Consider the following 24,714-nt stretch of genomic DNA (forward strand, 5'->3'; position numbering starts at 1 on the left):
GGCCCGAATTGCCCTCCGAGAGTCTCGCGCGCGCGGACACCGCCGTCGGACGGATGACGGTGACCCGGCGAGCGGTCGAACGGATCAAGGCGATGATCGCCGACGGCACGCTCCACCCCGGTCAGCGGCTGCCCACCGAACGGGAGCTCGCGGCGGGCATGGGGCTGTCCCGCAGTTCGATGCGGGAGGCGATCCGGGTGCTGACCACGCTGGGGGTGCTGGAGGCGCGGCACGGCGCGGGTGTCTACGTCACCGAGCTGCGCCCCCGCGACCTGCTGGAGCCCTTCTCGGTGCTGGCCGAGATCTCCCGGGGGCGCACCCTGCTGGAGGTGGTGCAGGTGCGCCGGATCGTCGAGCCGGCCGCCACCGCGCTGGCCGCGGTCCACGCCACCGACCGGCAACTGGGCGAGCTGGCGGCGCTGCTGGAGCGCGCCGACGGCGAGGGGGAGGCGGCCGCGGCGGACGCGGCCTTCCACCGGGCGGTCGCCGCGATGAGCGGGAACGCGACCCTGGCCGCCGTCGTCGACGGGCTGTCCTCGCCCGCCTTCGGGGCACGGGTGTGGCCCGGGAGGCAGGAGGAGGGGATGGTCGAGCGGCTGCGCGCGGACCACCGGCGCATCCACCGCGCCCTGCTGTCCCGCGACCCCGACGCGGCGAGAGCCGCCGCGACCCTGCACGTCCTGGAACTGGAGGACTGGCTCCGCGCACGCCTGTCCGACTTTTCGTGAGAGGAGATCCACGCCACCTCGGTGACCGCCCGAGAAGGTGTGCGGACGTTCACCTCTGTGGCGGGCGACCGCGCTCTCGGTCAGGCACGATGATCTAGGATCAGCGGGACCTCAAAGGTCCCATCACTGGATATTCACCGTTGGGGGAGCCGTGGCCGAAAGCAGCAGAAACCGGTCGTCGGGGTTGGCGTTCGCGGTCGCCTCCGCGCTCGCCTTCGGCGGATCCGGCCCCGCCGCGCGCCCGCTGCTCGACGCCGGACTCGACCCGCTGCACGTGACCTGGCTGCGGGTGGCCGGGGCCGCACTGCTCCTGCTGCCCGTGGCGGTCCGCCACCACCGGACGCTGCGCGCCCGTCCCGTGCTGCTGCTGGCCTACGGGATGTTTCCGATGGCGGGCGTGCAGGCGTGCTACTTCGCCGCGATCGCCCGCATCCCCGTGGGGGTGGCACTGCTCATCGAGTTCCTCGGCCCGGTGCTGGTACTGCTGTGGACGCGCGTGGTGCGACACGTCCCGGTGTCACGCAGAGCGGCGCTCGGCGTGGTGGTGGCGGTCGCGGGACTGGGCTGCCTGGTCGAGGTGTGGGCGGGCATCCGCCTGGACGCGGTCGGTCTGCTGCTGGCCCTGGGAGCCGCGGTGGGGCAGGCCGCCTACTTCCTGCTGTCCGACACCGCGCGTGACGACGTCGACCCGCTCGCGGTCATCTCCTACGGCGCGCTCGTCGCCGCCGCCCTGATGAGCCTCTTCGCACGCCCGTGGACCCTGCCGTGGCGGACACTGGCCGACACCCTGCCGGTCACCGGGGTGGATGTTCCGGCACTGGCCCTGGTGGTGTGGCTGGCGCTGGTGTCCACCGCCGTCGCCTACGCCACCGGGGTGGCGGCGGTGCGGCGGCTGTCCCCGGTGGTCGCCGGGGCGGTGGCCTACCTGGAGGTGGTGACGTCGATCCTGCTGGCCTGGCTGCTGCTGGGCGAGGCGCTCAGTCCGGCGCAGATCACGGGCGCGGTCGCCGTGGTGGTCGGCGCGTTCCTGGCGCAGACGTCGGTGCCCTCCGCCCCCGAACCCGCGCCGGTCCCGCCGGTCCCGCCGTCCCCGCCGCGCCCGGTCGAGGACACGGCGGTGTGAGCCGTGCCCGCGGCGGCCCGGTTCGCTGTCACCGGTGTGCGCGAGGATGCCCAGCGGTGCCGGAGTCGACGAGGAGGCGAGTGCCGTGCGCGGGAAGTCCACATCCGAGACCGTATCCGCCGCGCTGGAGGACTGGGCGGCGCGGTACCGCGGCGAACTGACCGGGTACTGCTACCGGATGCTGGGGTCGGCCTTCGAGGCCGAGGACGCGGTGCAGGAGACGCTGCTGCGCGCCTGGCGCGCCCTCGACCGGTTCGACGGGCAGCGGGCGGCGCCACGGTCGTGGCTGTACACGATCGCCACCAACGTCTGCCTCGACCTGCTGCGCGGACGGCGCAGGCGCGCCCTGGCCGTGGACCTGGGACCCGCCGCGTCGGCCGGTACGCCGCTGGGCGCGCCGCTGCCCGAGGACCGGTGGGTGCTTCCGGTCCCCGACGCCTCCGTGCTGCCGGTGGGAGGGGACCCCGCCGAGGCGGCCGCCGCGCGCGAGACGGTCCGGTTGGCGTTCGTGGCCGCGCTGCAGCACCTGCCGCCCCGGCAGCGCGCGGTACTGCTGCTGCGCGAGGTGCTGTGCTGGAACGCGGCCGAGACCGCCGAACTGCTGGAGACGAGTGCGGCGTCGGTCAACAGCGCGCTGCAGCGGGCCCGGGCGACCCTCCGGGCCCGCGGCGTGGACGCCGGTACCGCGCCCGAACCGGTGGACCAGGCGCGACGGGAGCTGCTGGCCCGCTACTGCGCGGCGTTCGAGCGGCACGACGTCGCGGCGCTGGTCGCGCTGCTGCACGAGGACGCCACGATGGCGATGCCGCCGTTCGCGTGGTGGCTGCGGGGAAGCGCCGAGATCGGGCGGGCGCTCGCGGGCGCCGACGCCTGCCGGGAGTCGCGGCTGGTGCCGGTGGCGGCCAACGGTTCGGCGGCGTTCGCGCAGTACGTTCCCGACGGTCCGGGCGGGCGGCTGCGGGCGTGGGCGGTGCAGGTCGTGGAGGTCCGCGCCGACCGGATCGCCGCCACGACCTCGTTTCTGACCGCCAACCGGCTGTTCGCGCTGTTCGGGCTGCCGTTGGAGGCGTCGGCGGCCGAGTTGGGGGCGCTGGGCGGGAATCCGGTCGCGAAAGACCGATGAGTTTCGGTGCGGCGGGTCGTATCCCGTGGTGGAAGTGACCGTACCGACATGAGGGAGCGTCATCGATGTCCACCGAACCGCGTATCGAGGTCCGCGCCGAGCAGCCCTGCGTGTCCGTCCCGATCCGGGTGCCGCTGCGGGAGTGGGGGCGGGCCAACGCGCTGGTGCCCGAGGTGTTCGGCTGGCTGGAAGGCCGCGGGATCGCGCCCGGCGGGCCGCTGTTCTACCGCTACCGGGTGGTCGGGGGGATGGACGAGGAGTTCCACCTGGAGGTGGGGGTTCCGGTCGGCGAGGCCGTGGCCGGGGACGGCCGGGTCGTCGCGGGCCACGTCCCGGGCGGCTCCTACGCGGTGCTGACGCACCACGGGCACCCCGACCGGATCGGGGAGTCGTTCGCGGCGCTGGAGGAGTGGGCGCGGCGGCGGGGTGTGGCGTGGGCCACCCGGCAGGTGGACGGTAGGCGGGTGTGGGACGGCCGGTTCGAGTTCTACCTGACCGATCCGGCCGTGCAGCCCGATCCGGAGAAGTGGTCGGTGGAGATCGCCTACCTGCTCGCCGACGGCTGAGCCGGATGACGGCGGGCGCCACCGGCGACCGGGGACGCCCGCCGGTCGGTCACCGGACGTCGCCACCGAACCGCACGATCGCCTCCAGCACCGCGTCGCGCATGGCGGGGCTGCCGGTGTGTCCGGAGTCGTCGATCACCCTCAGCTCCGCGTCCGGCCACGCCCTGGCCAGTTCCCAGGCGGTCCGCAGCGGACTGCCCAGGTCGAGGCGGCCGTGGACGAGCACTCCGGGGATTCCGGTCAGCCGGTGGGCGTCGCGCAGCAGTTACCCGTCGGCGAGCCAGGCCCGGTGGGTGAAGTAGTGGGCGCAGATCCGGGCGAAGGCCAGGAGGGCGTCGTCGGTCCGGTCGCCGTAGTAGCCGGGGCGGCCGAGCGCCTCGTGGGCGATGACGGCGTCCTCCCAGGCACACCAGGCGCGCGCCGCCGCGAGCCGGACGGCCTCCTCGGGGCTGTTGAGCAGCCGGTGGTAGGCGGCCACGAGGTCGCCGTCGCGTTCGCCCTCCGGGAGCGCGTCGCGGAATGCCTCCCAGGGGCCGGGCAGCAGGCGCCGCAGACCGTGGTAGAGCCAGTCGATCTCCTCGGGGGTGGTCGTGGTGACGCCCGCGAGGACGATCTCGCTGACCCGTTCGGGGTGGCGTTCGGCGTAGGCGAGGATCAGCGTGGAGCCCCACGACCCGCCGTAGAGCAGCCAGCGCCGCACGCCCAGGTGCTCGCGCAGCCGTTCCATGTCGGCGACGAGGTGGTGGGTGGTGTTGTGCTCCAGTCCGGTCGCGGGGTCGGCGGCTCGGGGAAGGCTCCGGCCGCAGCCGCGCTGGTCGAACAGGACGATCCGGTAGACCTCGGGGTCGAACAGGGTGCGGCTGGCGCGGCGTCCCCCGCCGCCGGGGCCGCCGTGCACGCACAGGGCGGGCCTGCCGTCGGGGTTGCCGCTGGTCTCCCAGTAGATCCGCTGGCCGTCGCCGACGGCGAGCAGACCGCTCGCGTACGGTTCGACCGGCGGGAACGGCCGCGGCACGGTGTCTCCTCCCGGCGGGGGCGGGTCTCCGGTTCCGGATGGTCGAGTCCACAGGCCTCCTCGCCGCGGGGGCCGCGGCGGCCTCCGGCCCCTACTGGACGTCGAACTCGTTGCCTTCGGGGTCGGCCATGGTGACGTGGTGGCTGCCGCGGTCCTGCACCACGCGCAGCACGGTGGCGCCCAGGCCCCTGAGGCGCTCGACCTCGGCGTCGCGGCGCTCGGGACCGACTCTGAGGTCGATGTGCAGGCGGTTCTTGACCTGCTTGCCCTCGGGGACGGCCTGGAAGAGGACGCGCTGCCCCAGACCGATGCCGGTGGCGGGGTCGACCGGGGCGTCGGGGTGGCGGATCGCGGCCAGGACCTTCCAGGCGGGGCGTCCGCCGACCTCGGTGACGTCGTCGGGGCCGACCATTCCGGCGTCGAGGAGTCGGTTGATGAGCGCGCTGTTGTCCTCGACCGCGTAGTCCAGGGCCTGGGCCCAGAACGCGGCCTGGCGGTTGGGGTCGGCGCAGTCGACGACGAGTTGCCAGTCCACGGCCATGGTGGTGCCTCCCTGACTCGGTGGGGGCGGCGCACCCCCTCTGATGCAACCGTTTATAGTGGTTACATGTCGCGGAGTGCAACCGGTCTGGTACTGCGTTCTCCGGAGGGGACCGAGTACGTCTTCGACCCGGGGGCGCTGTGCCTGGAACTTCTCACCACGGGCGGTCCCGGCGTGTTCACGCGCTACGAGGTGCTGCACGAACCCGCCGACCTGGCCCGATGGGTGGCGCTGTCCCGGCTCGGCCTGACCGCCGCCGACGTCGGGGTCGACGAGGCGGAACTGGTGCGGGCGCGCAAGTTGCGGGACGCGCTGTGGAGGCTGGTCCGCGCCCGCACCCACGGCCGCCCCCTGGCAGACGGGGAGGTGGCGGTGCTCAACCGGGCCGCGGCGGGGGTCCCCCTGGTTCCCCGGGTCACGCCCACCGGGGAGCGCGGCTGGCGCACCCCGGCCAGCGGTACCCAGGTGGTCGCGACCGTCGCCCGCGACGCGGTGGAGCTGCTCACCGGCCCGTTCGCCGACCGGGTGCGCGAGTGCGCGGCCCACGACTGCCACCTGGTGTTCGTCGACACCTCACGGCCGGGCCGCAGGCGGTGGTGCTCCATGGAGCGGTGCGGCAACCGCAACAAGGTGCGCGCGCTGCGCGCCCGGCGGCAGGCCGATTCCGCGTGACCGGTCAGTCCGCGACGACGCGGTGGGCTCCGGTGTAGACGTTCATCGAGTCGCCGCGAAGGAAGCCGACCAGGCTCATTCCGGTCTCGGCGGCCAGCTCCACGGCCAGGGACGACGGCGCGGAGACGGCGGCGAGCAGGGGGATGCCCGCCATGACGGCCTTCTGGGTCAGCTCGAAGGAGGCGCGGCCCGACACCAGCAGGCCCGTGCCGCCCAGCGGCAGACCACGCTGGGTGGCGGCGTGTCCGACGACCTTGTCCACGGCGTTGTGGCGGCCGACGTCCTCGCGGACGGCGAGCAGGTCGCCGTCGGGGGTGACGAGCGCGGCGGCGTGCAGTCCGCCGGTGCGCTCGAACAGCTTCTGGGCCCCGCGCAGCCGGTCGGGCAGGGCGGCCAGCACCTCGGCGGAGAAGCGCACGTCGTCGTCGGCGACGGTGAAGCGGCTGCGGGTGCGCACCGCGTCCAGGCTGGCCTTGCCGCACACCCCGCACGAGGAGGTGGTGTAGAAGTTGCGTTCCACGGAGACGTCGGGCTGCGGCACGCCGGGAGCAAGGACCACGTCGAGGACGTTGTAGGTGTTGACGCCGTCCTCGGTGGAGCCCGCGCAGTAGCGCAGGGTGCGGACGTCGTCGGCGGCGGCGATGACGCCCTCGCCGATGAGGAATCCGGTGACCAGCTCGAAGTCGTGGCCGGGAGTGCGCATGGTGACGGTCAGCGCGCGTCCGCCCAGACGGATCTCCAGGGGTTCCTCCACGATGAGGGTGTCCACGCGGTCGCGCACCGTGGAGCCGCTGATCCGCCGCACCCTCTCCCGGACGGTGACGCGTCCCATGGCTGGTCCTCCCCCGCTCGGCGGCCGTGGGCCTCCCCAATCTATCCGTCCGGGTGGCCACAAGAGGCCAGCGGAGGGGAGGAACGGGCGGAGGGGGAAGGACCGCTGCGGGCGGTCGAGCACGCGGAGTGAAGGAGGCGGCGATGGCGTGGGCCTGGAACGACTGGGACGTGGTCTGGGACCGGGTGGCCGGGGCGATGGTGGGGGGCGCGGTGGCGCCGCTGCTGGCGGGGGAGAGCGCCCGGACGGAGGCGGAGTACCTGGACGGCGTGGGCGGACGGGTCGCCGAGGCGGTACGGGACCTCGCCGACGACGCGGTCCTTCTCGGAGGGGGCGGCGCGGGGGAGCGGTGGATGCGGGCGGTGCGCTCCACCGTGGTGGGCGGCACCGTCCCCGAGGCTCCCGAGGACCTCGGAGAGGGGCCGGAGGCTGTGGGGTGGCGCGCGGTCGCGCGGACCCCGGCGCCGCCGCTGGACCCGGCGCGTGGCGTCTTCCCGTGCTCCCAACTGGTCGGGGCGGTGCGTCTGGCCCACGAGCGGGGCGGGGCGGAGGCGGCCCGGTACGCGGGGGCGCTGGCCGGTGCGGGCTGGGGGGTCTCGGGAATTCCGCTGGCCGCGCAGCGGGAGCTGGCCGCGGTGGTGCCGCCGCGCGAGCTGGTCACGGCGGCGCTGGTCGCCGCGCGCGGGGAGGCGCTGGACTGCTGGCCGCAGCGGCGGAGCGAGACCGTGCCCGGCCTGGACCGGCAGAACCGCCGGCCGTTCGCGGTGGCCCACCCCCACGATCCGGGGGTGGTGCTGTGCACCATGGAATACGTGCGCGACAGCGCCGAGGCCGAGGCGGTGGTGTCGCTGTGCCGGATGGGCACCTGCGACCAGCCCGCCCACCTGGCTGCGAAGGACACCGTCGAGGTGTGGCTGCACGACCGGCCGGGAGCCAACCGCAACCTGCACTTCGTGCTGGACGAGGCGGCGCGCGCGGTCGCGCGGCTGCGCGCGGAGGGCAGGCGGGTGCTGCTGCACTGCGCGGCCTGCCAGTCGCGCACCCCGGCGGTGGCCGCCCGGTACGCGTCGCTGGCCTGCGGCGTGGACGTGGTGGAGGCGCTGCGCACCATCATCTCCACGGTGGTGGGCCACCTCAACAACCCGGAGCTGAGCCGGGCGGTGGCCGCCCTGGACGGTGTGGAGTTGGCCGACCCGCAGGCGGTGCTGTTCCCGGAGGGCATGCCGGAGCTGACCCGGACGCCGCGGATCTGAGACTCCGCTTCCGCGGTCCCGCCCCGCGGTCGCGTCCGGCCGCCCGGGGTGACCACGGGGGCGGGACCGCGCCTGAATCGGTCCAGGGCCGCGGCCTCCTCCGGTTCCGCCTTCCGGTCGCGTCCGGCCTTGGCCGCGCGCCGCGCCTCGTCGACACGGCCCGCCACCGGTGACGGCAGGTGTGCGGTGTGGCGGAGGCGCCGGGGAAGACGGTCCTGACCGTGTGCGGGGCAGGCGGTGGACCTCGGGCACGGACCGCCCCTCTCCTGCTCCGGAGATCTGAAGGCTGACCTCAGTGGTCGAGGTCAGCCTGGTGGTTCGGACGAGGGGTGCCTCGGGGCGGTCAGTAGGGCGTGGAGCTGAGTACAGCGATGAACCACGCCCCGTAGACCAGGACCAGGAAGAGGAAGAACGCGGCGGCCACCCCGAAGCAGATCCAGGCGCCGATGGTGAGCTTGCGCGCTCCGACGGGATCGGTCTGGGCCTGGCTCAGCGCGATGATGGAGAGCACCAGGCCCACGATGGCGGGGATGACCCCGTAGCAGGTGGTGATCGCCAGGATGTTGCAGACCAGGGCGAGGATCATGCTGGTCTGACTGGGGGGCTGCTGCGGCTGCCGGCCGAATCCCGCGGGGTAGGGCGGCGGAGGAGGCGGTGAGGAGGGCGGTGGGGGGAACGCGCCCCAGCCGCCGGTACCGCTGTGCGGCGGTCCGCTGTACCCTCCCTGACCCCCGTACGTCATGTCCGTTCCGTTCTGTTGTTCTGTGCCGGTGTTGTCCGATCATGCTCCCAGACCGGCGGGCGGGGTCTGCCGGTCTCAACGGATTTGTTACGGGAGAGGCCGGTTGTGGCCATCGGTGGGCGGTTCCGCGTCCGCGGTGGACTTCTCGGGGCCGTCCAGGGAAGGCCGCGTGCGCTCAGACGGTCAGGTCGCCGCCGAACAGGGGGAGCGGGGGAGCAGGGGCGGAGTGGTGGGCGATGGTCTCGTCGATGATCGTGTCCAGGTCGGTGGTGGCCTGCCAGCCGATCAGCGACGCGGCCAGGGCGGTGTCGGGGACGCGGTGGCCGGTGGGGGCGTAGTGGGGGCCGCGGGCCACCCGGTGCTCGACGGTCACGATGCCGCTGGCCGAACCGGTGCGGAAACTCACACGTCGGGCCAGTTCCAGAACGGTGGTGGGGCGGGTGGCGCCGATGTTGACGGCGCGGCCGTGGGCGAGTGGCTGGTCGACGAGGGCGAGCAGTGCGGCCACGGCGTCGTGCACCGAGCAGAAGCAGCGGCTCTGCGAGCCGTCCCCGTGCACGGTGATGGGGCGTCCGTGCAGGGCCTGTTCGACGAACGCGGGAAGCACGTGTCCGTGGTCGGCGCTCTGGCGCGGTCCGGTCACGTCGAACAGGCGGGCGATCACCGCGGGCATGCCGTACTCGTGGGCGTAGCGGGTGACCAGGTACTCGGCCAGTCCCTTGGTGACGGCGGTGCACCAGCGGCCCTCCTGCGCCGATCCCAGGATGCGGTCGTCGTCCTCACGAAGGGCCTCGCCGTCGCTGCGTCCGTAGACCTCGCCGCCCGAGGCGAACAGCAGTCGGCAGCCCCGTTCCAGGGCGGCGGCCAGCACCCGTTCGGTACCCGTGACGTTGACGTGCACGGTCCGCACGGGGTCGATGCCCACGATGCGGGCGCCCACCGGGGCGGCCAGGTGGAAGACCGTGTCGCGGTCGGCCATGGCGGCGCGCAGCACGCGGTCGTCCAGCACCGATCCGTGGACGAAGCGGGCCCGGGGGTCGCGTAGGACGTGGACCAGGTTGGTGCGTGAGCCGGTGGACAGGTCGTCGAGGACCACCACGTCGTGGCCGTGGGCGAGCAGGGAGTCGGCCAGGTGGGAACCGATGAATCCGGCTCCTCCCGTCACCAGTGCCCTCATACCGTTCCCCCACGACGCACACCCACCGACGCCACTGCCAATGCTCATACAACTACACAGAGCGACGATCGGGGGGAGGGGGACGGGTGTGTCCCGTTCACCTGCGCGCCGATCCCGGTCCCGTTTGGTGAGGGGCCGCCGTGAACTGTTACCTTCGGAAAGGTTGTGTCCCTCCATCAAAAACCCCAAGTCTGTCACCACGAGGCGCGTCGCCCGGTCGCGCTCTGAGCGTGCAGAGTAACTTTCAGTCAACGGCGTCGACGGCGCCGAACCGATCCCCGGTCCCGGATCGACTCACCTCCCACACGCCTTTTTTCACTCGTTAGGTCGGTTCGCAGTGTTGTGGAAAACATGGAAGAGGCAGCTGTTCGGCATGTGCGCGGTCGTGGTGGTCACGGTCCCGCTTGGCGCCTGCACGACGCTGGGGGAGCTCAGCGGCGGCCTGGTGGGAGACGAGAAGGCGCTTCCCGAGGGGCTGCGCACGATCGACGCCGCGTGGATCGAGGGGTTGAGCACCGCCGAGCACACCGTGTCCGCCGGAGGCACGACGATCACCAGCACCTATCCGGTGGTCCCGGGGGCCACCGACTTCACCGTCGAGGTCCGCACCACCATGGCCGAGCGCGAGACCGAGTTCGTCACCGAGGGTCAGGGCGGGGAGTTGGAGCAGCACGCCGAGTTCCTCGTGGCCTCGGGCGGAGTGCTGGGCGCGCGGGTCGTCTCCCGAGTCGGTGAGCAGGTCCGGGCCAGCAGCCACTGGTACGACGCGGCCTCCGGTGAGGCGCTGCCGTGGACCGCCCTGCTCAACGGGGAGGACGCCATCGGACACCTGGGTGCGCGGGTGGCGTTGGCGCTGAGCGAGGAGCACGGCGTGGCCGCCGACGCGATGCCCGAGGGGCTGCCCGCCCCCGGGGACGAACTGGCCCCCTCCCCGGACGAGGAGGAGCCGGGACTGGTCGACCCCGACGCGGCGTGGCAGAGCGCCGCCGACCACGAGGGGTCGGCGCTGGCCGACATCGGCTTCGACGCCGCGGGCGATCTGGTGGTCAGCTTCAGCCCCGGCGAGGTCGCCGACGATGAGGTGCAGGTGAGGGTGGCCGACAGCGAGCCGCTGCTGTCGCGGTTCGGACGCACCGCGCGGCAGGCGGTGGTGGACGACGAGCAGAGCCTGCAGTTGGCCTCCGACCAGCCGCCCAGCCACACCCTCGACTGCGACCGGGTCCCGTGCGTGGCGCTGACCTTCGACGACGGTCCCGGCGCGGACACCGCTCTGCTGCTGGACCACCTCGACGCCTACTCGGCCAAGGCCACCTTCTACGTGCTGGGTCAGCTCACCGCGAGCGACCCCGACACGGTACGGCGTGCCGCCGAGGCCGGGCACGAGGTCGCCAACCACTCCTGGAAGCACGACAACCTCGCCACCAAGAGCGGCGGGGCGGTGCGTGAGGACATCGAGAGCACCTGGGCGGCCATCGAGGATGCCGCCGGAGCGGAGCGGACCACGGTCCGTCCGCCCTACGGGTCGTTCAACGAGACCACCCAGGCCAACGTCGACTACCCGCTGATCCTGTGGGACGTCGACACCCTGGACTGGGAGCACCGCGACACCGACAGGACCGTCGAGGCGGCCGTGTCGGGCACCCAGCCCGGCAGCATCGTGCTCTTCCACGACATCCACCGGCCCACCGTGGACGCCATCCCCGAGGTGCTCAGCCGACTGCACGCCAGGGGCTACCACTTCGTGACGGTCACCGAACTGTTCGCCGACCGCACCCTGGAGCCGGGGGTGGCCTACACGCGACGCGACTGAGTTCCGCGTCGACGATCCACACCGAGGGGGCGGCCGCGCGGCCGCCCCCTCTGCCGTGAGCAGATCTCCGCACGGCAGAAACCCCTGCCCGCGCCCCCCGACGCGGGGGAGGCTGGACGCGGCGGCACACCCCCGCCAACCAGCCCCAGCGAGGAGGAAGCATGCACCCGACCCTGTCGAGACCGGCCGCCGCGTCCCCGGCGGGCACGGCCTTCGACGACCAACTGGCCGCCCGGCTGCTGCACGAGCGCATCGTGGTGCTCGGCCAGGAGGTCGACGACGCCGTCGCCAACCGCGTCTGCGCGCAACTGCTGCTGCTGGCCGCCGAGGACGACCGGCGCGACATCAGCCTCTACGTCAACTCGCCCGGCGGTTCGGTGTACGCGGGCATGGCCATCTACGACACGATGCGGTTCGTTCCCAACGACGTGGCCACCCTGGGTCTGGGCTTCGCCGCGAGCATGGGGCAGTTCCTGCTGTGCGCGGGCGCCCCCGGCAAGCGTTACAGCTTGCCCCACACGCGCATCATGATGCACCAGCCCTCCGGAGGGATGGGCGGGACCGCCGCCGACATCGCGATCCAGGCCCAGAACCTGGCGCACACCAAGCGGCTCATGCTGGAGCTGACCGCCCGCCACACCGGGCAGAGCGTGGAGACGGTGGAGCGCGACAGCCGCCGGGACCGCTGGTTCACCGCCGAGCAGGCCCGCGACTACGGGATGGTCGACCACGTCGTGGAGCACGCGTCGGCGCTGCGCACCCCGAGCACGCGCGGCTACGGATTCCTGGACGGGCGCGGCGCGACGGGAGAGGGGAGGCGGACGTGAGCCGCTCCCCGGTGGCGGCGGGAGGTCCCCGGAGGGCTTCGGAGGACTCCGGGGGGCCGTGACACCGGTACCGGGAAGCCGGGGGCGGGAAAGACCCGGAACCCGACCCGGGGGACTCGTGTGGCCTCGATCCCCGGGGAGGTTCCGGACAGACCTCGCCCCCGGGGCCTGCGGCCTCACCCCGAAGCGGGAGGCCGCCCGGAGTCCTTTGCCGGGTCAGGCCGCCAGCACCAGCGCCCGCGGGGCGGCGGACGACGGGACGCGGCGCGCGGCGGGCGCGTCCACCGGGGCGGAGATCAGCGAGAGCCGGTCGGTGACGTCGCCGAGCAGGTCGGCCAGGCGCAGGTCCAGGGCGCGGTAGACGGCGGCCAGCACCTCGGAGGAGGGTTCCTTGCGGCCGCGTTCGATCTCCGACAGGTACGGCAGGGAGACCTGGGAGGCCTCGGCGACCTCGCGCAGGGTCAGGCCCCGTTCCCGCCGGGCCCGGCGCAGCGCGTCGCCGATGAGGTGGCGCAGCAGCGGTTCGTCGGGGTGGTCGGCGGGCGGCTCGGGCGTGGCGTGCCGGACGCGGTCGCTCAAGGCTGCCTCCGTCGCTGGCCGGGGACACGGACGCGTCCGAGTGTAGTCGGGGCCCCGCCCCGCGGGGAGGAGTTCAGCGGGGCGGGGGAGCGGTGCTGGCGCGTTCGACGAGTTCGGTGGCCAGCTCCACCCGGCGTGAGCCCGGGTCGCCTCCGGCGACCATGTTCAGCAGGGTGCGGGTGGCCATCTGCCCCATCTCGCTGAGCGGCTGGCGCACCGTGGTCAGCGGCGGCGCGGCCCAGGCGGCCTCGGGCAGGTCGTCGAAGCCGACCACGCTGACGTCGTGGGGGACGCGCAGGCCGCGCTCGAACAGGGCCTCGTAGGCGCCGCGGGCCATCATGTCGGATCCGGCGAAGATCGCGGTGGGCGGCTCGGGCAGGTCGAGCAGCCGGTGGGTTTCGGCGTGCCCGCCGGGGATGGTGAAGTCGCCGTGGCCGACGTAGTCCTCGGGCACGGTCAGGCCCGCGGCGTCGAGCGCGCTGCGGTAGCCGTCCACGCGGGCGCGGCTGCACAGCACGCGGGTGGGGCCGCTGATCGTGGCGATGCGGGTGTGGCCCAGGGCGACGAGGTGCTGGGTGGCGGCCAGGCCGCCCGCCCAGTTGGTGGTACCCACCGCGGGGACGTCGTGGGCGAGGTCGCCGACCGGGTCGACCACCACCACGGGGACGCCGAGCGCGTCGAGTTGGGAGCGCACCTCCGGCGACAGCTCCGACAGCACCAGCACCACGCCGTCGGAGCTGCGGGCGCGCAGGTTGTCCAGCCAGCGGCGGCCGGGGCGGCTGCGGTCGCGGTCGTGGACGGCGGAGACGACCACACCGACGCCCTGCTCGTGGGCGGCCTGTTCCACCCCGCCCAGGATCTGCATCGCCCATGAGTTGTCCAGGTCCTGAAAGACCAGGTCGATGAGGCCGACGGGCTGCCGACCGGGGGAGCGGCGCGGTCGGTACCGGTGCTGCTGGAGGAGCTGCTCGACCTGCTGTCGGGTCTCGGCCGCGACGTCGAGGTGGCCGTTGACCACCTTGGACACGGTCGAGACCGAGACGCCGGCCTGGCGGGCGACCTCGGCCAGGGTGGGTCGTCGTCTGGACACGGGCCTCCTCGGAACCTCGGACACGCTTGCCGGGACATCGTATCCCGAAAGGTTTCGGAGTTGGACGACGGGGTTTCGATAACTTTCGGGAGGCTGTTCTGTATCGGTCGAGGGCTTGTAGAACTGCGGATTCCGCAAGTAGTGTGACCTCCGTTACCCGACTGAGACACCAAGGGGGTTGACGGAGATTTTCGACACACTTAGCGTCTCTATCCCGAAAACTTCCGAAAAATTTCGGAGTTCGGTCGCTGTCGTTACTGACCCCACCTGATATCCCCGAGGACGGTGTCCCGCTCATGAGACGCATATCCCGGCCCCACGCGATCGGCAGCGCCTTCGTGGCGCTCGCGCTCGGCCTCACCACCGCCTGCGGAACCTCCGGCCCCGGAGCGTCCGACGACGGCGGCATCGAGGTCTGGATGGTCGAGGACGCCACGGTCAACCCGGTCGTGGAGTCGGCGCTTGACGCCCACGAGACCTCCGGTGAGCTCGTCACCTACGTCAACGACTCCTACAAGCAGCGCATCCAGGTCGCCCTCGGCTCGCCCAACGCCCCCGACATCTTCTTCAACTGGGGCGGCGGCAACCTCGCCCAGTACGTCGACGAGGGCCAGGTGGTCGACCTGACCGACACCCTGGAGGCCAACCCCGAGGTCCGCGACGCCTTCCTGCCCAGCGTCCTGGACGTGGCCCAGATCGACGGACGCTACTACGGCCTGCCGATGCAGGGCGTGCTCCCGGTCGTGCTCTTCTACAACAAGCAGGTCTTCGAGGACGCCGGTGTGGAGCCCCCCGCCACCTACGAGGACCTCCTCGACCTCGTCGACACCTTCAAGGAGGAGGGCGTCACCCCCGTCGTCCTGCCCGGCTCGCAGGCCTGGACCGAGCTGATGTGGCTGGAGTACCTGGTGGACCGCGTCGGCGGCGCCGACGTGTTCCAGGCCATCGTCGACGGCGAGGAGGGCGCCTGGAGCGACCCGGCCATGATCGAGGCCCTGGAGATGTGCCAGGAGCTGGTGGAGCGCGGCGCCTTCGGCGACAACTACTCCTCCCTCACCTACGACAACGCCAGCGCCTCCACCGTGCTGGCCAGCGGCAAGGGCGCCATGTTCCTCATGGGCACCTGGGAGCTGTCGAACCAGATCGAGAACAACCCCGAGTTCGTGGAGAACGGCGACCTCGGCTTCACCGCCTTCCCCGCGCTGGAGGGCGGCGAGGGTGACCCCGCCGCGATCGTGGGCAACCCCAGCAACTACTTCTCCGTCAACTCCGACAGCGCCAACACCGAGGAGGCGATCGACTTCCTCGTCGACACCCTCGCCTCCGACTCCTACGTCGAGGACCTCGTCGACATCGGTCACGTCCCCGCGGTCGCCGGGATCGAGGACCAGCTCGCCGAGACCGACCACGCCGAGTTCACCACCTTCACCTACGAACTGGTCTCGGAGGCTCCCAGCTTCACCCAGTCCTGGGACCAGGCGATCGACCCGGCCGCGGCCGAGACGATGCTGACCAACCTGCAGCTGGTGTTCCTGGGCGACATGACTCCCGAGGAGTTCGCCGAGGCCATGGAGGCCACCCAGTGACCTCGGCCACCCGAGCGCAGCGGCCCGGAGTCTTCTGGGCCGCTCCCGCTCTCCTCTTCTTCGGCCTGTTCGGGCTCGCCCCGATCGTCATCGTGGCGGGACTCAGCTTCACCAGCTGGAACGGTCTGGGGTCGCCGGAGTGGACGGGCCTGACCAACTGGCGGACGCTGCCCTCCGACACCCACGTCGGATCGGGGCTGCTGATCACGCTGGCGCTGACCGTGCTGACCTGGGCCACCCAGACCCCGCTGGCCCTGGCCTTCGGGGCGTGGGCGGCCGGTCCCCAGCGTGTGCGCGCCGTGGTCAGCACGGTGTTCTTCCTGCCGCTGCTGCTGTCCACCGCCGCGATCGCCCTGATCTGGCAGGCGCTGCTGGACCCCACCTTCGGGGTCCCCGCCCAGTGGGCCGAGCTCACCGGCACCAGCGCCAACGTGCTGGGCCACCCGAGGCTGGCGCTGTACGCGATCGTGTTCGTGCTGCTGTGGCAGTTCCTGCCGTTCCACATGCTGCTCTACCAGGCCGCCGCCAAGCAGATCCCCGCGTCGCTGTACGAGGCGGCCGAGATCGACGGCGCCGGTCCCCTGCAGCGCTTCTGGCGCATCACCGTCCCGCAGCTGCGCCACACCATCATCGCCTCCTCCGTACTCATCCTCGTCGGCTCGATGACCTACTTCGAGACCGTCCTGCTGCTGACCGGAGGCGGTCCCGGAACCGCGACCCGCATCCTGCCGCTGCACATGTACCTGCAGGGCTTCTCCGCGTTCGAGATGGGATACGCCAGTGCCATCGCGGTCCTGCTGGTGGCCATCGGCACCGGCCTGTCGCTGCTGGTGGTGCGGGTCAGCGGATACGCGCAGATGACCAGTCAGCGGGAAGGAGCCTGACGATGTCGACCATCACCGCCCGGCCGGTGCGTGAGCAGGTCACCCGCACCGCACCGCAACCCCCGCGACGCCGCCGCCGCGGACGCGCCTCCCGGCCCGCCTACGGGGCGGGCGTCGGCGCGGCCGTGTGGCTGGTCCTCGTGCTCGTGCCCCTGTACTTCCTGGTCGCCACCAGCCTGCGCGGGTCGGGCGACTACCTCACCGACGGGCCGCTGTCGATCCCCGACGAGATCACCCTCGACAACTACCTGCGCGCCTTCGAGGTCGGCTTCCTGCGGTTCCTGACCAACAGCCTCATCGTGGCGATCGGCGCGATCGCGCTCGTGCTCGCGGTGGCCCTGCCCGCGGCGTTCGCCATCGTGCGCAGCAGGAGCCGCGTGGTGCGCGTCGGGTTCCTGCTGTTCCTGCTGGGCCTGGCGGTGCCCGCCCAGGCGGTGATCATCCCGATCTACCTGCTCATCACGCGACTGAACCTGTACGACTCGCTCACCGCCATCATCCTGCCCACGGCGGCGTTCACCCTGCCGGTGTCCATCGTCGTGCTCACCAGTTCGCTGCGCGACGTGCCCTCCTCCCTGTACGAGGCGATGGCCCTGGACGGCGCGAGCAACTTCCAGACGTTCTGGCGTCTGGTGCTTCCCCTGTCCCGGTCCGGTGTGGTCACCGTGGCGATCTTCGTGGGGCTCAACGCCTGGAACAACTTCCTGTTCCCCCTGGTGCTGACGCAGAGCGAGGCGACCCGGGTGCTGCCGCTGGGGCTGTGGGAGTTCCAGACCCAGTACGGCACCGACGTTCCCGGCCTGATGGCGGCCGTGGTGCTGTCGGCGCTCCCGGTGCTGGCCCTGTACCTGTTCGGTCGAAGACAGCTGCTCGGCGGTCTGGCCGCCGGAGCCGGCAAGTAAGCCGCCACCGACCTTCGCGCCCGCCGGAGACCCCGGCCCAAGCCAGAAAGGCAGTCATGACGTCTCCCCGAGTCACGTCCTCCCCGGTCCGCGAGGAACCGCGGTCGGGCACCATCCGCAACCCGGTGCTGACCGGCTTCTATCCCGACCCCTCGATTCTGCGCGTGGACGACGACTACTACATGGCGACCTCCACGTTCGAGTGGTATCCCGGGGTCACCCTGCACCACTCCCGTGACCTGGTGCACTGGCGCTCCCTGGGCGGGGCGCTGACCGAGACCCGGCTGCTGGACCTGACCGGACGGCGCGACTCCGCCGGGGTGTGGGCGCCGGCCCTGTCCCACCGCGACGGCCTGTTCTTCCTCATCTACACCAACGTCGAGAGCTACAGCGGCAACTTCTGGGACAGCCCCAACTACGTCACCACCGCCCCCGACATCACCGGCCCCTGGTCGGACCCGGTTCCGCTGCACGCGCGCGGCTTCGACCCGTCGCTGTTCCATGACGACGACGGGCGCACCTGGATGCTCAGCACCGCCATGGACTGGCGTCCCGGGCACGACGCGTTCGGCGGCATCGTCGCCCAGGAGTTCTCGGTGCGCGACATGAAACTGGTCGGCGAGCCGCGGATCATCTTCACCGGCACCGAGGTCGGGGTGACCGAGGCGCCCCACATCTACAAGCGCGGCGACTGGTACTACCTGATGACCGCCGAGGGCGGCACCAAGTGGGAGCACCAGGTCACGGTGGCGCGCTCCCGTTCGGTCACCGGCCCCTACGAGGTGGATCCGGCCGGGCCGACGCTGACCTCGCGGCACGTGCCCGAGGCGGTGCTGCAGAAGGCCGGGCACGCCAGCATGGTGGAGACCCAGCACGGCGAGTGGTACCTGGCGCACCTGACCGGCCGTCCGCTGCCGCCCGTCGGCCGGTGCGTGCTGGGCCGGGAGACCGCGCTGCAGAAGGTGGAGTGGACGCGGGACGGGTGGCCTCGGGTCCACAACGCCGAGCCGCTGCCGGAGGTGCCGGGGCCGCGCGGCCTGGCCGCGCACCCGTGGCCGCAGGCTCCCGAGACCGACGACTTCGACGACGCCGAACTGCGTCCCGAGTGGAGCACGCTGCGCCGCCCCGTCGACCCCTCCTGGGTGTCGCTGACGGAGCGGCCCGGCTTCCTGCGCGTCCGCGGCGGCCAGTCGCCCTCGGGGCTGCACAAGCCCAGCCTGGTGGCCCGTCGGCTGCAGCACCGCGCGTGCGTGTTCGAGGCCGCCATGGAGTTCGCCCCCGAGGACTTCCGGCAGATGGCCGGGATCACCGCCTACTACAACACCCGCCAGTGGCACTACCTGTACGTCAACCGCGACGACCGCGGCGGTGTGTTCGCGGGTGTGCTCACCAGCGACCGGGGCTGCATCAGCGAGGTGGGACGGCGCATCAGCGTCGAGGGCTGGCCGCGGGTGTTCCTGCGCGCCGCCGTCGACGGGGTCGACCTGAGCTTCGCGGTCTCCTCCGACGGCAGCACCTGGGCCGACATGGGGGTGCGGCTGGACATGAGCCTCCTGTCCGACGAGTACGCCGAGGAGCGCTTCGGCAACACGCCCACCATGTGGGGCTTCACCGGGGCGTTCCTGGGACTGTGGGCGCACGACATGACCGGCGCGGGACTGCCCGCCGACTTCGACTCCTGTTCCTACCGGCCTCAGTCCCCCTCCTGAGGTCGGGGGCCGGCACACCCTGCTCCTCCCGGGTGTGCCGGGCCGGACCGTCCGCGGTCCCTCCCGATGCCCCGGTCCCCCTCCCGGGCTCGGGAGAGCGTCGGCCGTGATCCCGCCGGATCACGGCCGACGCGGCACGCGGACGGCCGCGCACCCTCCGGCCGCCACCCTCCTCCCAGCGGCCGGGGTGCCCCGGAGCGCGTCGTGTCCGTCCTCCGCGAGACCCAACTCGGAGGCCGACACGGCGCGCTCCGCGTGGTTGAGGACGAAGACCCACGACTCGTCACCGGCGGTGCGGCGCACCACCTCGACGCCGGGAGGCGGGGCGGGGCGCCGGGGGGCGCACGCCCGGGCGAGAACCGCGCCCAGGGCCGCGTCGTCCAGGTCGCAGGAGACGTACCAGGCCTGTCCGGCTCCCCGGTCGGCGCGGGTGATCGCGGGCAGGCCGTCGAGCGGGCCGCCGACGTAGGAGGCCTCGACGCGGGCGTCGTCGACGCGCAGGTGTTCGCTCCAGGCGCGGGCCCGCCCGTAGTCGGTGCCGTCGGCCGCGCGTACGGCCACCTGCTCCGCCGCGTCCAGCGGGTGGTACTGCAGGGCGCGCACGCCCAGCAGGTCGCGCAGCGCGCCCGGGTAGCCGCCGGTGCGCACCCGCGCGTGCTCGTCGGCGGTGCCGCTGAGGTAGGTGGCCACCAGGACGCCACCGCGTTCGACGTGGGCGGCCAGGGCCCGCGCCGTGGCGTCGGAGGTCACGTACAGCATGGGCACGACCAGCAGCGGAAGGTCGGGCAGGGGCGCGTGGGGGGAGGCGAAGGCGACGGTGCGGCCCTGGCGCCACAGCGCCCGGTGGACCTGGCGGACCGCGGCGGGGTAGTCGAGGTCGGGGGCGGGCAGGGCGGGGGCCTGCAGCGCCCACCAGCACTCGGGGTCCCACACCACGGCCGCGTCCTCGACCACCTCGGCGTCGCGGACGTCGGCCAGGCGGCCCAGCAGCGCGCCCAGTTCGCGCACCTCGGAGAAGACCGGGCTGTCGGCGCCGGCGTGCGGCAGCATCGCCGGGTGCCACTGCTCGGCGCCGCCGCGCGAGGCCCGCCACTGGAAGAACATCGCGCCGCGTGAGCCGCGGGCCACGTGGGTGAGGCTGTGCCGGATGATCTCGCCGGGGGCCTTGGGGCGCACGCGGTTCCCGAGGTGCCCGGTGGCCTGCTCCATCAGCAGCCAGGGCCGCCGCCCGCCCCAGGAGCGGGCCAGGTCGGCGGCGAAGGCGTGCTGGTGGGCGGCGCCCGCGCCGGTGGAGTCGGGGTAGACGTCCACGGCCACCAGGTCGAGGTCGCCGTCCCACGTCCACGGGTTGACCGGCACCCAGGAGCCGAACGCGAGGTTGGTGGTGACCGGGACGGCCGGGTTGGCGGCGCGCAGCACGTCGCGCTGGGCCCGGTAGTGGGCGCGCATCGCGTCGGCCAGGAAGCGGCGGAAGTCCAGGAGGTGGGCGGGGTTGGGCAGGTACTGGGTGGCGCGGGGCGGCTGGACCTGCTCCCAGGCCGAGTAGCGCTGGCTCCAGAAGGCGGTGGTCCAGGCGTCGTTGAGCGCCTCCAGGGTGCCGTGGCGGTCGCGCAGCCAGTCGCGGAAGGCGCGGGCGGCGTGGGCGCTGTGGGTGTGGGTGCCGTACTCGTTGTGGACGTGCCACATCACCAGGGCGGGGTGGTGGGCGTAGCGCCGCGCGAGTTCCCGTGTGATCCGCAGGCAGGCCTCCCGGTAGGCGGGGGCGCACACGTCGTAGGTGTCGCGGCTGCCGTGGGTCAGCCGCACGCCGTCGGCGGTCACCGGCATGGCGTCGGGGTGGGCCAGGGTGAACCAGGGCGGGGGAGAGGCGGTGGGGGTGGCCAGGGCCGCGCCGATCCCGTTGCGGTGCAGCAGGTCCAGGACGCGGTCCAGCCACGCGAAGTCGTAGGTCCCCTCCTCGGGTTCCAGCAGGCTCCAGGAGAACACGCCGACGGTGACCAGGGTGACCCCGGCCTCGCGCATGAGCCGCATGTCCTCGGCCCACACCGTCTCGGGCCACTGCTCGGGGTTGTAGTCGCCGCCGAACCACAGGGACGTCGGAGCGGGCACGTCCGCCCTCCTTGCTTTTATTTTGGCTACCAAACAAACTAATTATTCCGTTTCGGACGCCCGGCACAAGGGAGCAGCCATGGCCCGACCCGCACCGCCCGACGGGATCTCCACCCGCCTGCCCGCCGCCTCCTGGGAGGAGGCCCTGGTCACCGGCAACGGCCGCCAGGGCGCACTGGTGCACGCCGTGCAGACCCAGGTGCGCCTCACCCTCGGCCACGAACGGCTGTTCTGGCCGCTGGAGGAGCCGCTGCCCGCCCCGCACACCGCGCCCGCCCTGGCCGAACTGCGCGCCCTGCTGCGCTCGGGGCGGCCCCGCGCCGCCGCCGAACGCGTCGTCGAACTCGCGCGCGCCGAACACCCCGGCTACGCCCGCACCCGCTGGATCGACCCGCTCACCGGCGCGGGCACCCTGACCTTCACCCCCGCCCGACCCGGGTGGGGGAGCCTGGCGCGCCACTGCGAGTACGCCACCGCCGTGGTGCGCGAGGAACTGCCCGGAGGCCTCGTCCACGAGGTCTTCGCCTCCCGCGCCGACGACGTCGTGGCGCTGCGCCTGCGCGCTCCGGGCGGCGTCGACGGCGTCCTCGCGCTGGGGCCGCTTCCCGGCGAGCCGCCCACCCCGGCCGACACGGTCCTCACCAGCGGCCCCCACACGCTGGCGCTGCGCGTCGCCTTCACCCGCCCCCGGCCGAACACACCCACCGGATATGTGCTGACCTGCCGCGTCTGCGCCCCCGGCGGGCGGGTCAGCGTGGACGGACCGGGGCGGCTGCGCGTGCGGGGCGCGCCCGAGGTGGTGGTGCTGGCCCGCACCACGCTCTCCCGTACCGGAGGCGCCCCCGAGGCCGACGCCGCCCTGGAGGAGCTGGAACCCGACTTCACCGCACTGCTGGAGCGGCACGTGCCCCGCCACGCCGACCTGGTGAGCCGCGCCCGCGTCCGGCTGACCCCGCGCGGGCGCGCCGACAGCGCCCCCGTGTGGGGGGAGGAGCTGCTGGCCGCCGGACCCCGCCCCGAACTCGTCGAACGCCTCGTCGACGCGGGCCACTACGCGATCGTGTGCGCCACCGGTGAACTGCCCCCCACCCTGCAGGGGGTGTGGAGCGGCGCCCACTCGCCGCCGTGGAGCTCCGGCTACACCCTCGACGGCAACCTCGCCTCCGCGGTGGCCGCCCTGTACCCCCTGGGCGCCGCCGAACTGATGCTGCCGGTGTTCGACCTGCTCGACTCGCTGCGCGGCGACTTCGCCGACAACGCCCGGCGCCTCTACGGCTGCCGCGGCCTGCTGGTGCCCGCGCACGTGTCCACCCACGGCCGCCACAACCACTTCGGCCCCGAGTGGTGTCTGACCCTGTGGACCGCCGGCGCGGCCTGGCTGGCCCGGCTGTACTGGGACCACTACAGCCACACCCGGGATGTCGCCTTCCTGCGCGAGCGGGCGCTGCCGTTCCTGCGCGCCGCCGCCGAGTTCCACGAGGACTTCGTCTCCGACGACGGGTTCGTGCCGTCCTACTCGCCGGAGAACACCCCCGCCGACTCCGACTCCCAGGCCTGCGTCAACGCCACCATGGACGTCGCCGCGGTGCGCGACCTGCTCCGCAACCTGCTGCGCGCCCACCGCGTACTCGGGCTTCCCGGGGCGCGGCGCTGGGCGGCGCTGGCCGCGCGGCTGCCCGGCTACCGGGTCTCGCCCGCCGGGGAGCTGGCCGAGTGGGCGAGCGCGGCCGGGCCGCTGGAGCAGGCCGACCACCACGCCCACCGGCACGCCTCCCACCTGTTTCCGTTCTGGTACGAGGGCGACCCGGCGTTCGCCGATCCCGCCCTGCGCGCGTCGGCGGTGCGCGCCGTGCGCGCGCGGCTGGCCTGGTGGCGCTCCTCGGACGCGGACGAGATGGCGTTCGGCCTGGTCCAGCTCGGACTGGCGGCGGCCCACCTGGGGTTGGCCGACGAGGCCCACCAGGCGCTGCGGCTCATGGCCACCCGCTACTGGCGGCCCACCCTGGTGTCCACCCACAACCGGGGCGCGCTGTTCAACACCGACATCTGCGGCGGGTTCGCGGCGGTGGTGGCGGCCATGCTGCTGCGCTCCCGCGAGGGGCGAGTGGACCTGCTGCCCGCCCTGCCCGCCCCGTGGACCGAGGGGGAGGCGCACGGATTGTGCGCGCGCGGCGGCGTCGTCGTGGACCGCCTGGAGTGGGAGGGCGGTCGGATGCGCGCCGAGGTGGGCGCGCGTGCGTCCGTCCGGGTACGCGTGGGCCTGCCCGACGGCACGGTGCGGCGTCTGGACCTGGTGCCGGGGCGCACGGAGACGGTGGAGGCCGCGCTGGCGCCGCGGCGGTGAGCGGGGCGGCAGCCCTCTTGCCTGGAGCACGCTCCAGGTCGGTAGTCTCTCCGCTCCCCGAGGAACGGAGAGAGCACCATGACCGACCAGTCCTCCCCCCGCCCCGCCGCTCCCGACACCGACGCGCTGCTGGCCCGCCGCCTGGCTGCGGCGGGCCTGGAGGTGCGCTCGCTGCGGCCCGTCACGGGCGGCATGGCGGCCGTCGCGCGGATCGCCACCCTCAGCGACGGCTCCGAGGTGTTCGCCAAGACGCTGACCCCGGTGCCGGGGCCCGACCTGTTCGAGGTCGAGGCCGAGGGCCTGGCGGCGCTGCGCGACCTCGGCGGCGTCGCCACCCCCGAGGCGGTGCGGGTCGCACCGGACGTGCTCGTGCTGCGGGCGCTGCGCCCCCGCCCCGACACCCCGCGGTTCTGGGAGCGGCTCGGTCGCGCGGTGGCCGCCCTGCACACCACCACCGTCACCGACCGCTTCGGCTGGCACCGCGACGGCTGGCTGGGGCGGATGCGCCAGGACAACACCTGGCACGACAGCGGTCACGAGTTCTACGCCCGGCGCCGCATCCTGCGCTGGCTGCCCGAGCCGCACGTACGGGCCGCGTTCGACCGCGAGGACCGCCGCGCGCTGGAGCGACTGTGCGAGCGCCTGCCCGAGATCGTCCCCGACATCCCCGCGTCGCTGACCCACGGCGACCTGTGGACCACCAACATCATCGCCGACGAGCGCGGGGAGCCGGTGCTCGTCGACCCGGCGGTCTCCTACAACTGGCCCGAGACCGACATCAGCATGCTGTGGTGCACGCCTCGCCCGCCCGAGTCCGACCACTTCTTCGCCGCCTATGAGGAGGCGGCCCGGCCCGAGCCGGGGTGGCGGGAGCGGCTGCCAGTGCTGTACCTGCGGGAACTGCTGTGCGTCATCGCCCACGGGGACGACCACTGGGGCGCGGCCGACCGGGTCCGCGAGGTGATCGCGCCGTTCCGACGCCGCGGCTGAGGTCGGACGCCGTGCCGGGGCCGCACCCCCGGCCGCACCGCTGCGGGAACGCCGGTCCACCGCCCCTCCGATCCCGATGCGTGGTCTTCTTCACACGGAACGTTGATTTTTG

21 protein-coding genes and 1 pseudogene are annotated in these 24,714 nt (G+C 73.2%); 14 read left to right on the top strand and 8 right to left on the bottom strand.

The genetic code is table 11. The features are described from left to right. The first annotated feature begins 8 nt into the window (after window positions 1-8). The 4 genes from NI17_RS06310 (at window position 9) to NI17_RS06325 (ending at window position 3,540) form a co-directional block, all read left to right on the top strand. A complete protein-coding gene (locus tag NI17_RS06310) occupies window positions 9-728 on the top strand; it encodes a FadR/GntR family transcriptional regulator (RefSeq protein ID WP_068693320.1) in 720 nt (239 codons plus the stop codon). 151 nt (window positions 729-879) lie between these two features. Then, on the top strand, window positions 880-1,851 hold the full coding sequence (locus NI17_RS06315) for an EamA family transporter (RefSeq protein WP_068693321.1): 972 nt from the start codon (window positions 880-882) through the stop codon (window positions 1,849-1,851). Window positions 1,852-1,936: 85 nt separating this feature from the next. After that, the gene (locus NI17_RS06320; protein WP_234402100.1) at window positions 1,937-2,974 is read left to right on the top strand and encodes a sigma-70 family RNA polymerase sigma factor; all 1,038 of its coding nucleotides are present in this window, start codon (window positions 1,937-1,939) and stop codon (window positions 2,972-2,974) included. A gap of 65 nt (window positions 2,975-3,039) precedes the next feature. Further along, window positions 3,040-3,540, top strand: coding sequence for a GyrI-like domain-containing protein (locus tag NI17_RS06325; RefSeq protein ID WP_068693322.1), 501 nt, complete (start codon window positions 3,040-3,042; stop codon window positions 3,538-3,540). Between the two features lie 49 nt (window positions 3,541-3,589). Here NI17_RS06325 and pip read toward each other — a convergent pair. Both pip and NI17_RS06335 read right to left on the bottom strand, forming a co-directional pair. Further along, window positions 3,590-4,555: pseudogene (gene pip, locus NI17_RS06330) on the bottom strand (prolyl aminopeptidase). A 91-nt stretch (window positions 4,556-4,646) separates the two neighbouring features. Beyond that, window positions 4,647-5,096, bottom strand: a complete 450-nt coding sequence (locus tag NI17_RS06335) for a VOC family protein (RefSeq protein ID WP_068693323.1) — start codon at window positions 5,094-5,096, stop codon at window positions 4,647-4,649. A 66-nt stretch (window positions 5,097-5,162) separates the two neighbouring features. Between NI17_RS06335 and NI17_RS06340 the strand changes: the two genes are divergently transcribed. Beyond that, window positions 5,163-5,768, top strand: a complete 606-nt coding sequence (locus NI17_RS06340; RefSeq protein ID WP_068693324.1) for a CGNR zinc finger domain-containing protein — start codon at window positions 5,163-5,165, stop codon at window positions 5,766-5,768. Window positions 5,769-5,772: 4 nt separating this feature from the next. On the opposite strand, the gene fdhD is transcribed toward NI17_RS06340, so the two are convergent. After that, entirely contained in the window at window positions 5,773-6,600 is an 828-nt protein-coding gene (gene fdhD / locus NI17_RS06345) for a formate dehydrogenase accessory sulfurtransferase FdhD (RefSeq protein ID WP_068693328.1), read from the bottom strand. Window positions 6,601-6,743: 143 nt separating this feature from the next. Between fdhD and NI17_RS06350 the strand changes: the two genes are divergently transcribed. Continuing rightward, window positions 6,744-7,853 carry a dual specificity protein phosphatase family protein gene (locus NI17_RS06350; protein WP_068693330.1) on the top strand — a complete coding sequence of 370 codons (1,110 nt, stop codon included), beginning with the start codon at window positions 6,744-6,746 and terminating at the stop codon, window positions 7,851-7,853. Window positions 7,854-8,196: 343 nt separating this feature from the next. Here the strand turns inward: NI17_RS06350 and NI17_RS06355 are convergent, their stop codons facing one another. Next, the gene (locus NI17_RS06355) at window positions 8,197-8,595 is read right to left on the bottom strand and encodes a hypothetical protein (protein ID WP_068693335.1); all 399 of its coding nucleotides are present in this window, start codon (window positions 8,593-8,595) and stop codon (window positions 8,197-8,199) included. 175 nt (window positions 8,596-8,770) lie between these two features. Next, window positions 8,771-9,772, bottom strand: a complete 1,002-nt coding sequence (locus tag NI17_RS06360) for an NAD-dependent epimerase/dehydratase family protein (RefSeq protein WP_068693336.1) — start codon at window positions 9,770-9,772, stop codon at window positions 8,771-8,773. Window positions 9,773-10,109: 337 nt separating this feature from the next. On the opposite strand from NI17_RS06360, the gene NI17_RS06365 reads away from it, so the two are divergent. Both NI17_RS06365 and NI17_RS06370 read left to right on the top strand, forming a co-directional pair. Next, on the top strand, window positions 10,110-11,582 hold the full coding sequence (locus NI17_RS06365) for a polysaccharide deacetylase family protein (RefSeq protein ID WP_068693338.1): 1,473 nt from the start codon (window positions 10,110-10,112) through the stop codon (window positions 11,580-11,582). A 161-nt stretch (window positions 11,583-11,743) separates the two neighbouring features. Continuing rightward, complete coding sequence (locus NI17_RS06370) at window positions 11,744-12,409, top strand: ClpP family protease (RefSeq protein ID WP_068693341.1); 666 nt, start codon at window positions 11,744-11,746, stop codon at window positions 12,407-12,409. Between the two features lie 216 nt (window positions 12,410-12,625). Here the strand turns inward: NI17_RS06370 and NI17_RS06375 are convergent, their stop codons facing one another. Continuing rightward, entirely contained in the window at window positions 12,626-12,988 is a 363-nt protein-coding gene (locus NI17_RS06375) for a helix-turn-helix domain-containing protein (protein ID WP_068693343.1), read from the bottom strand. A gap of 73 nt (window positions 12,989-13,061) precedes the next feature. Continuing rightward, entirely contained in the window at window positions 13,062-14,078 is a 1,017-nt protein-coding gene (locus tag NI17_RS06380) for a substrate-binding domain-containing protein (protein WP_068693345.1), read from the bottom strand. A gap of 296 nt (window positions 14,079-14,374) precedes the next feature. Between NI17_RS06380 and NI17_RS06385 the strand changes: the two genes are divergently transcribed. From NI17_RS06385 to NI17_RS06400, 4 genes are read left to right on the top strand one after another with little or no spacing between them, the layout of a single operon-like run. Next, window positions 14,375-15,664 carry an ABC transporter substrate-binding protein gene (locus tag NI17_RS06385; protein WP_068693349.1) on the top strand — a complete coding sequence of 430 codons (1,290 nt, stop codon included), beginning with the start codon at window positions 14,375-14,377 and terminating at the stop codon, window positions 15,662-15,664. Next, the gene (locus NI17_RS06390) at window positions 15,661-16,548 is read left to right on the top strand and encodes a carbohydrate ABC transporter permease (RefSeq protein WP_068693350.1); all 888 of its coding nucleotides are present in this window, start codon (window positions 15,661-15,663) and stop codon (window positions 16,546-16,548) included. Before NI17_RS06385 ends, NI17_RS06390 begins: the two co-directional genes overlap by 4 nt. Before the next feature lie 2 nt (window positions 16,549-16,550). Then, window positions 16,551-17,450 (top strand): carbohydrate ABC transporter permease, encoded by a 900-nt coding sequence (locus tag NI17_RS06395; RefSeq protein ID WP_068693356.1) that lies wholly within the window; start codon window positions 16,551-16,553, stop codon window positions 17,448-17,450. Window positions 17,451-17,506: 56 nt separating this feature from the next. Beyond that, the gene (locus tag NI17_RS06400) at window positions 17,507-19,159 is read left to right on the top strand and encodes a glycoside hydrolase family 43 protein (RefSeq protein ID WP_068693357.1); all 1,653 of its coding nucleotides are present in this window, start codon (window positions 17,507-17,509) and stop codon (window positions 19,157-19,159) included. Window positions 19,160-19,279: 120 nt separating this feature from the next. Here the strand turns inward: NI17_RS06400 and NI17_RS06405 are convergent, their stop codons facing one another. Then, window positions 19,280-21,268 (bottom strand): beta-galactosidase, encoded by a 1,989-nt coding sequence (locus NI17_RS06405; protein ID WP_068693358.1) that lies wholly within the window; start codon window positions 21,266-21,268, stop codon window positions 19,280-19,282. Between the two features lie 79 nt (window positions 21,269-21,347). On the opposite strand from NI17_RS06405, the gene NI17_RS06410 reads away from it, so the two are divergent. After that, window positions 21,348-23,612: a glycosyl hydrolase family 95 catalytic domain-containing protein gene (locus NI17_RS06410; RefSeq protein WP_068693359.1), complete on the top strand. Its 2,265-nt coding sequence runs from the start codon at window positions 21,348-21,350 to the stop codon at window positions 23,610-23,612. A 78-nt stretch (window positions 23,613-23,690) separates the two neighbouring features. Continuing rightward, complete coding sequence (locus NI17_RS06415; protein WP_119267711.1) at window positions 23,691-24,602, top strand: fructosamine kinase family protein; 912 nt, start codon at window positions 23,691-23,693, stop codon at window positions 24,600-24,602. Window positions 24,603-24,714 lie beyond the last annotated feature (112 nt).

Origin of the sequence: Thermobifida halotolerans, from assembly GCF_003574835.2 — a bacterium.
Taxonomy (GTDB): domain Bacteria; phylum Actinomycetota; class Actinomycetes; order Streptosporangiales; family Streptosporangiaceae; genus Thermobifida; species Thermobifida halotolerans.

Coding starts and splice junctions, on each gene's coding strand:
- NI17_RS06325 (WP_068693322.1), top strand. CDS start 3,040: ATGTCCACCGAACCGCGTATCGAGGTCCGCGCCGAGCAGCCCTGCGTG.
- NI17_RS06335 (WP_068693323.1), bottom strand. CDS start 5,096: ATGGCCGTGGACTGGCAACTCGTCGTCGACTGCGCCGACCCCAACCGC.
- NI17_RS06340 (WP_068693324.1), top strand. CDS start 5,163: ATGTCGCGGAGTGCAACCGGTCTGGTACTGCGTTCTCCGGAGGGGACC.
- fdhD (WP_068693328.1), bottom strand. CDS start 6,600: ATGGGACGCGTCACCGTCCGGGAGAGGGTGCGGCGGATCAGCGGCTCC.
- NI17_RS06350 (WP_068693330.1), top strand. CDS start 6,744: ATGGCGTGGGCCTGGAACGACTGGGACGTGGTCTGGGACCGGGTGGCC.
- NI17_RS06355 (WP_068693335.1), bottom strand. CDS start 8,595: ATGACGTACGGGGGTCAGGGAGGGTACAGCGGACCGCCGCACAGCGGT.
- NI17_RS06360 (WP_068693336.1), bottom strand. CDS start 9,772: ATGAGGGCACTGGTGACGGGAGGAGCCGGATTCATCGGTTCCCACCTG.
- NI17_RS06370 (WP_068693341.1), top strand. CDS start 11,744: ATGCACCCGACCCTGTCGAGACCGGCCGCCGCGTCCCCGGCGGGCACG.
- NI17_RS06385 (WP_068693349.1), top strand. CDS start 14,375: ATGAGACGCATATCCCGGCCCCACGCGATCGGCAGCGCCTTCGTGGCG.
- NI17_RS06395 (WP_068693356.1), top strand. CDS start 16,551: ATGTCGACCATCACCGCCCGGCCGGTGCGTGAGCAGGTCACCCGCACC.
- NI17_RS06400 (WP_068693357.1), top strand. CDS start 17,507: ATGACGTCTCCCCGAGTCACGTCCTCCCCGGTCCGCGAGGAACCGCGG.
- NI17_RS06410 (WP_068693359.1), top strand. CDS start 21,348: ATGGCCCGACCCGCACCGCCCGACGGGATCTCCACCCGCCTGCCCGCC.
- NI17_RS06415 (WP_119267711.1), top strand. CDS start 23,691: ATGACCGACCAGTCCTCCCCCCGCCCCGCCGCTCCCGACACCGACGCG.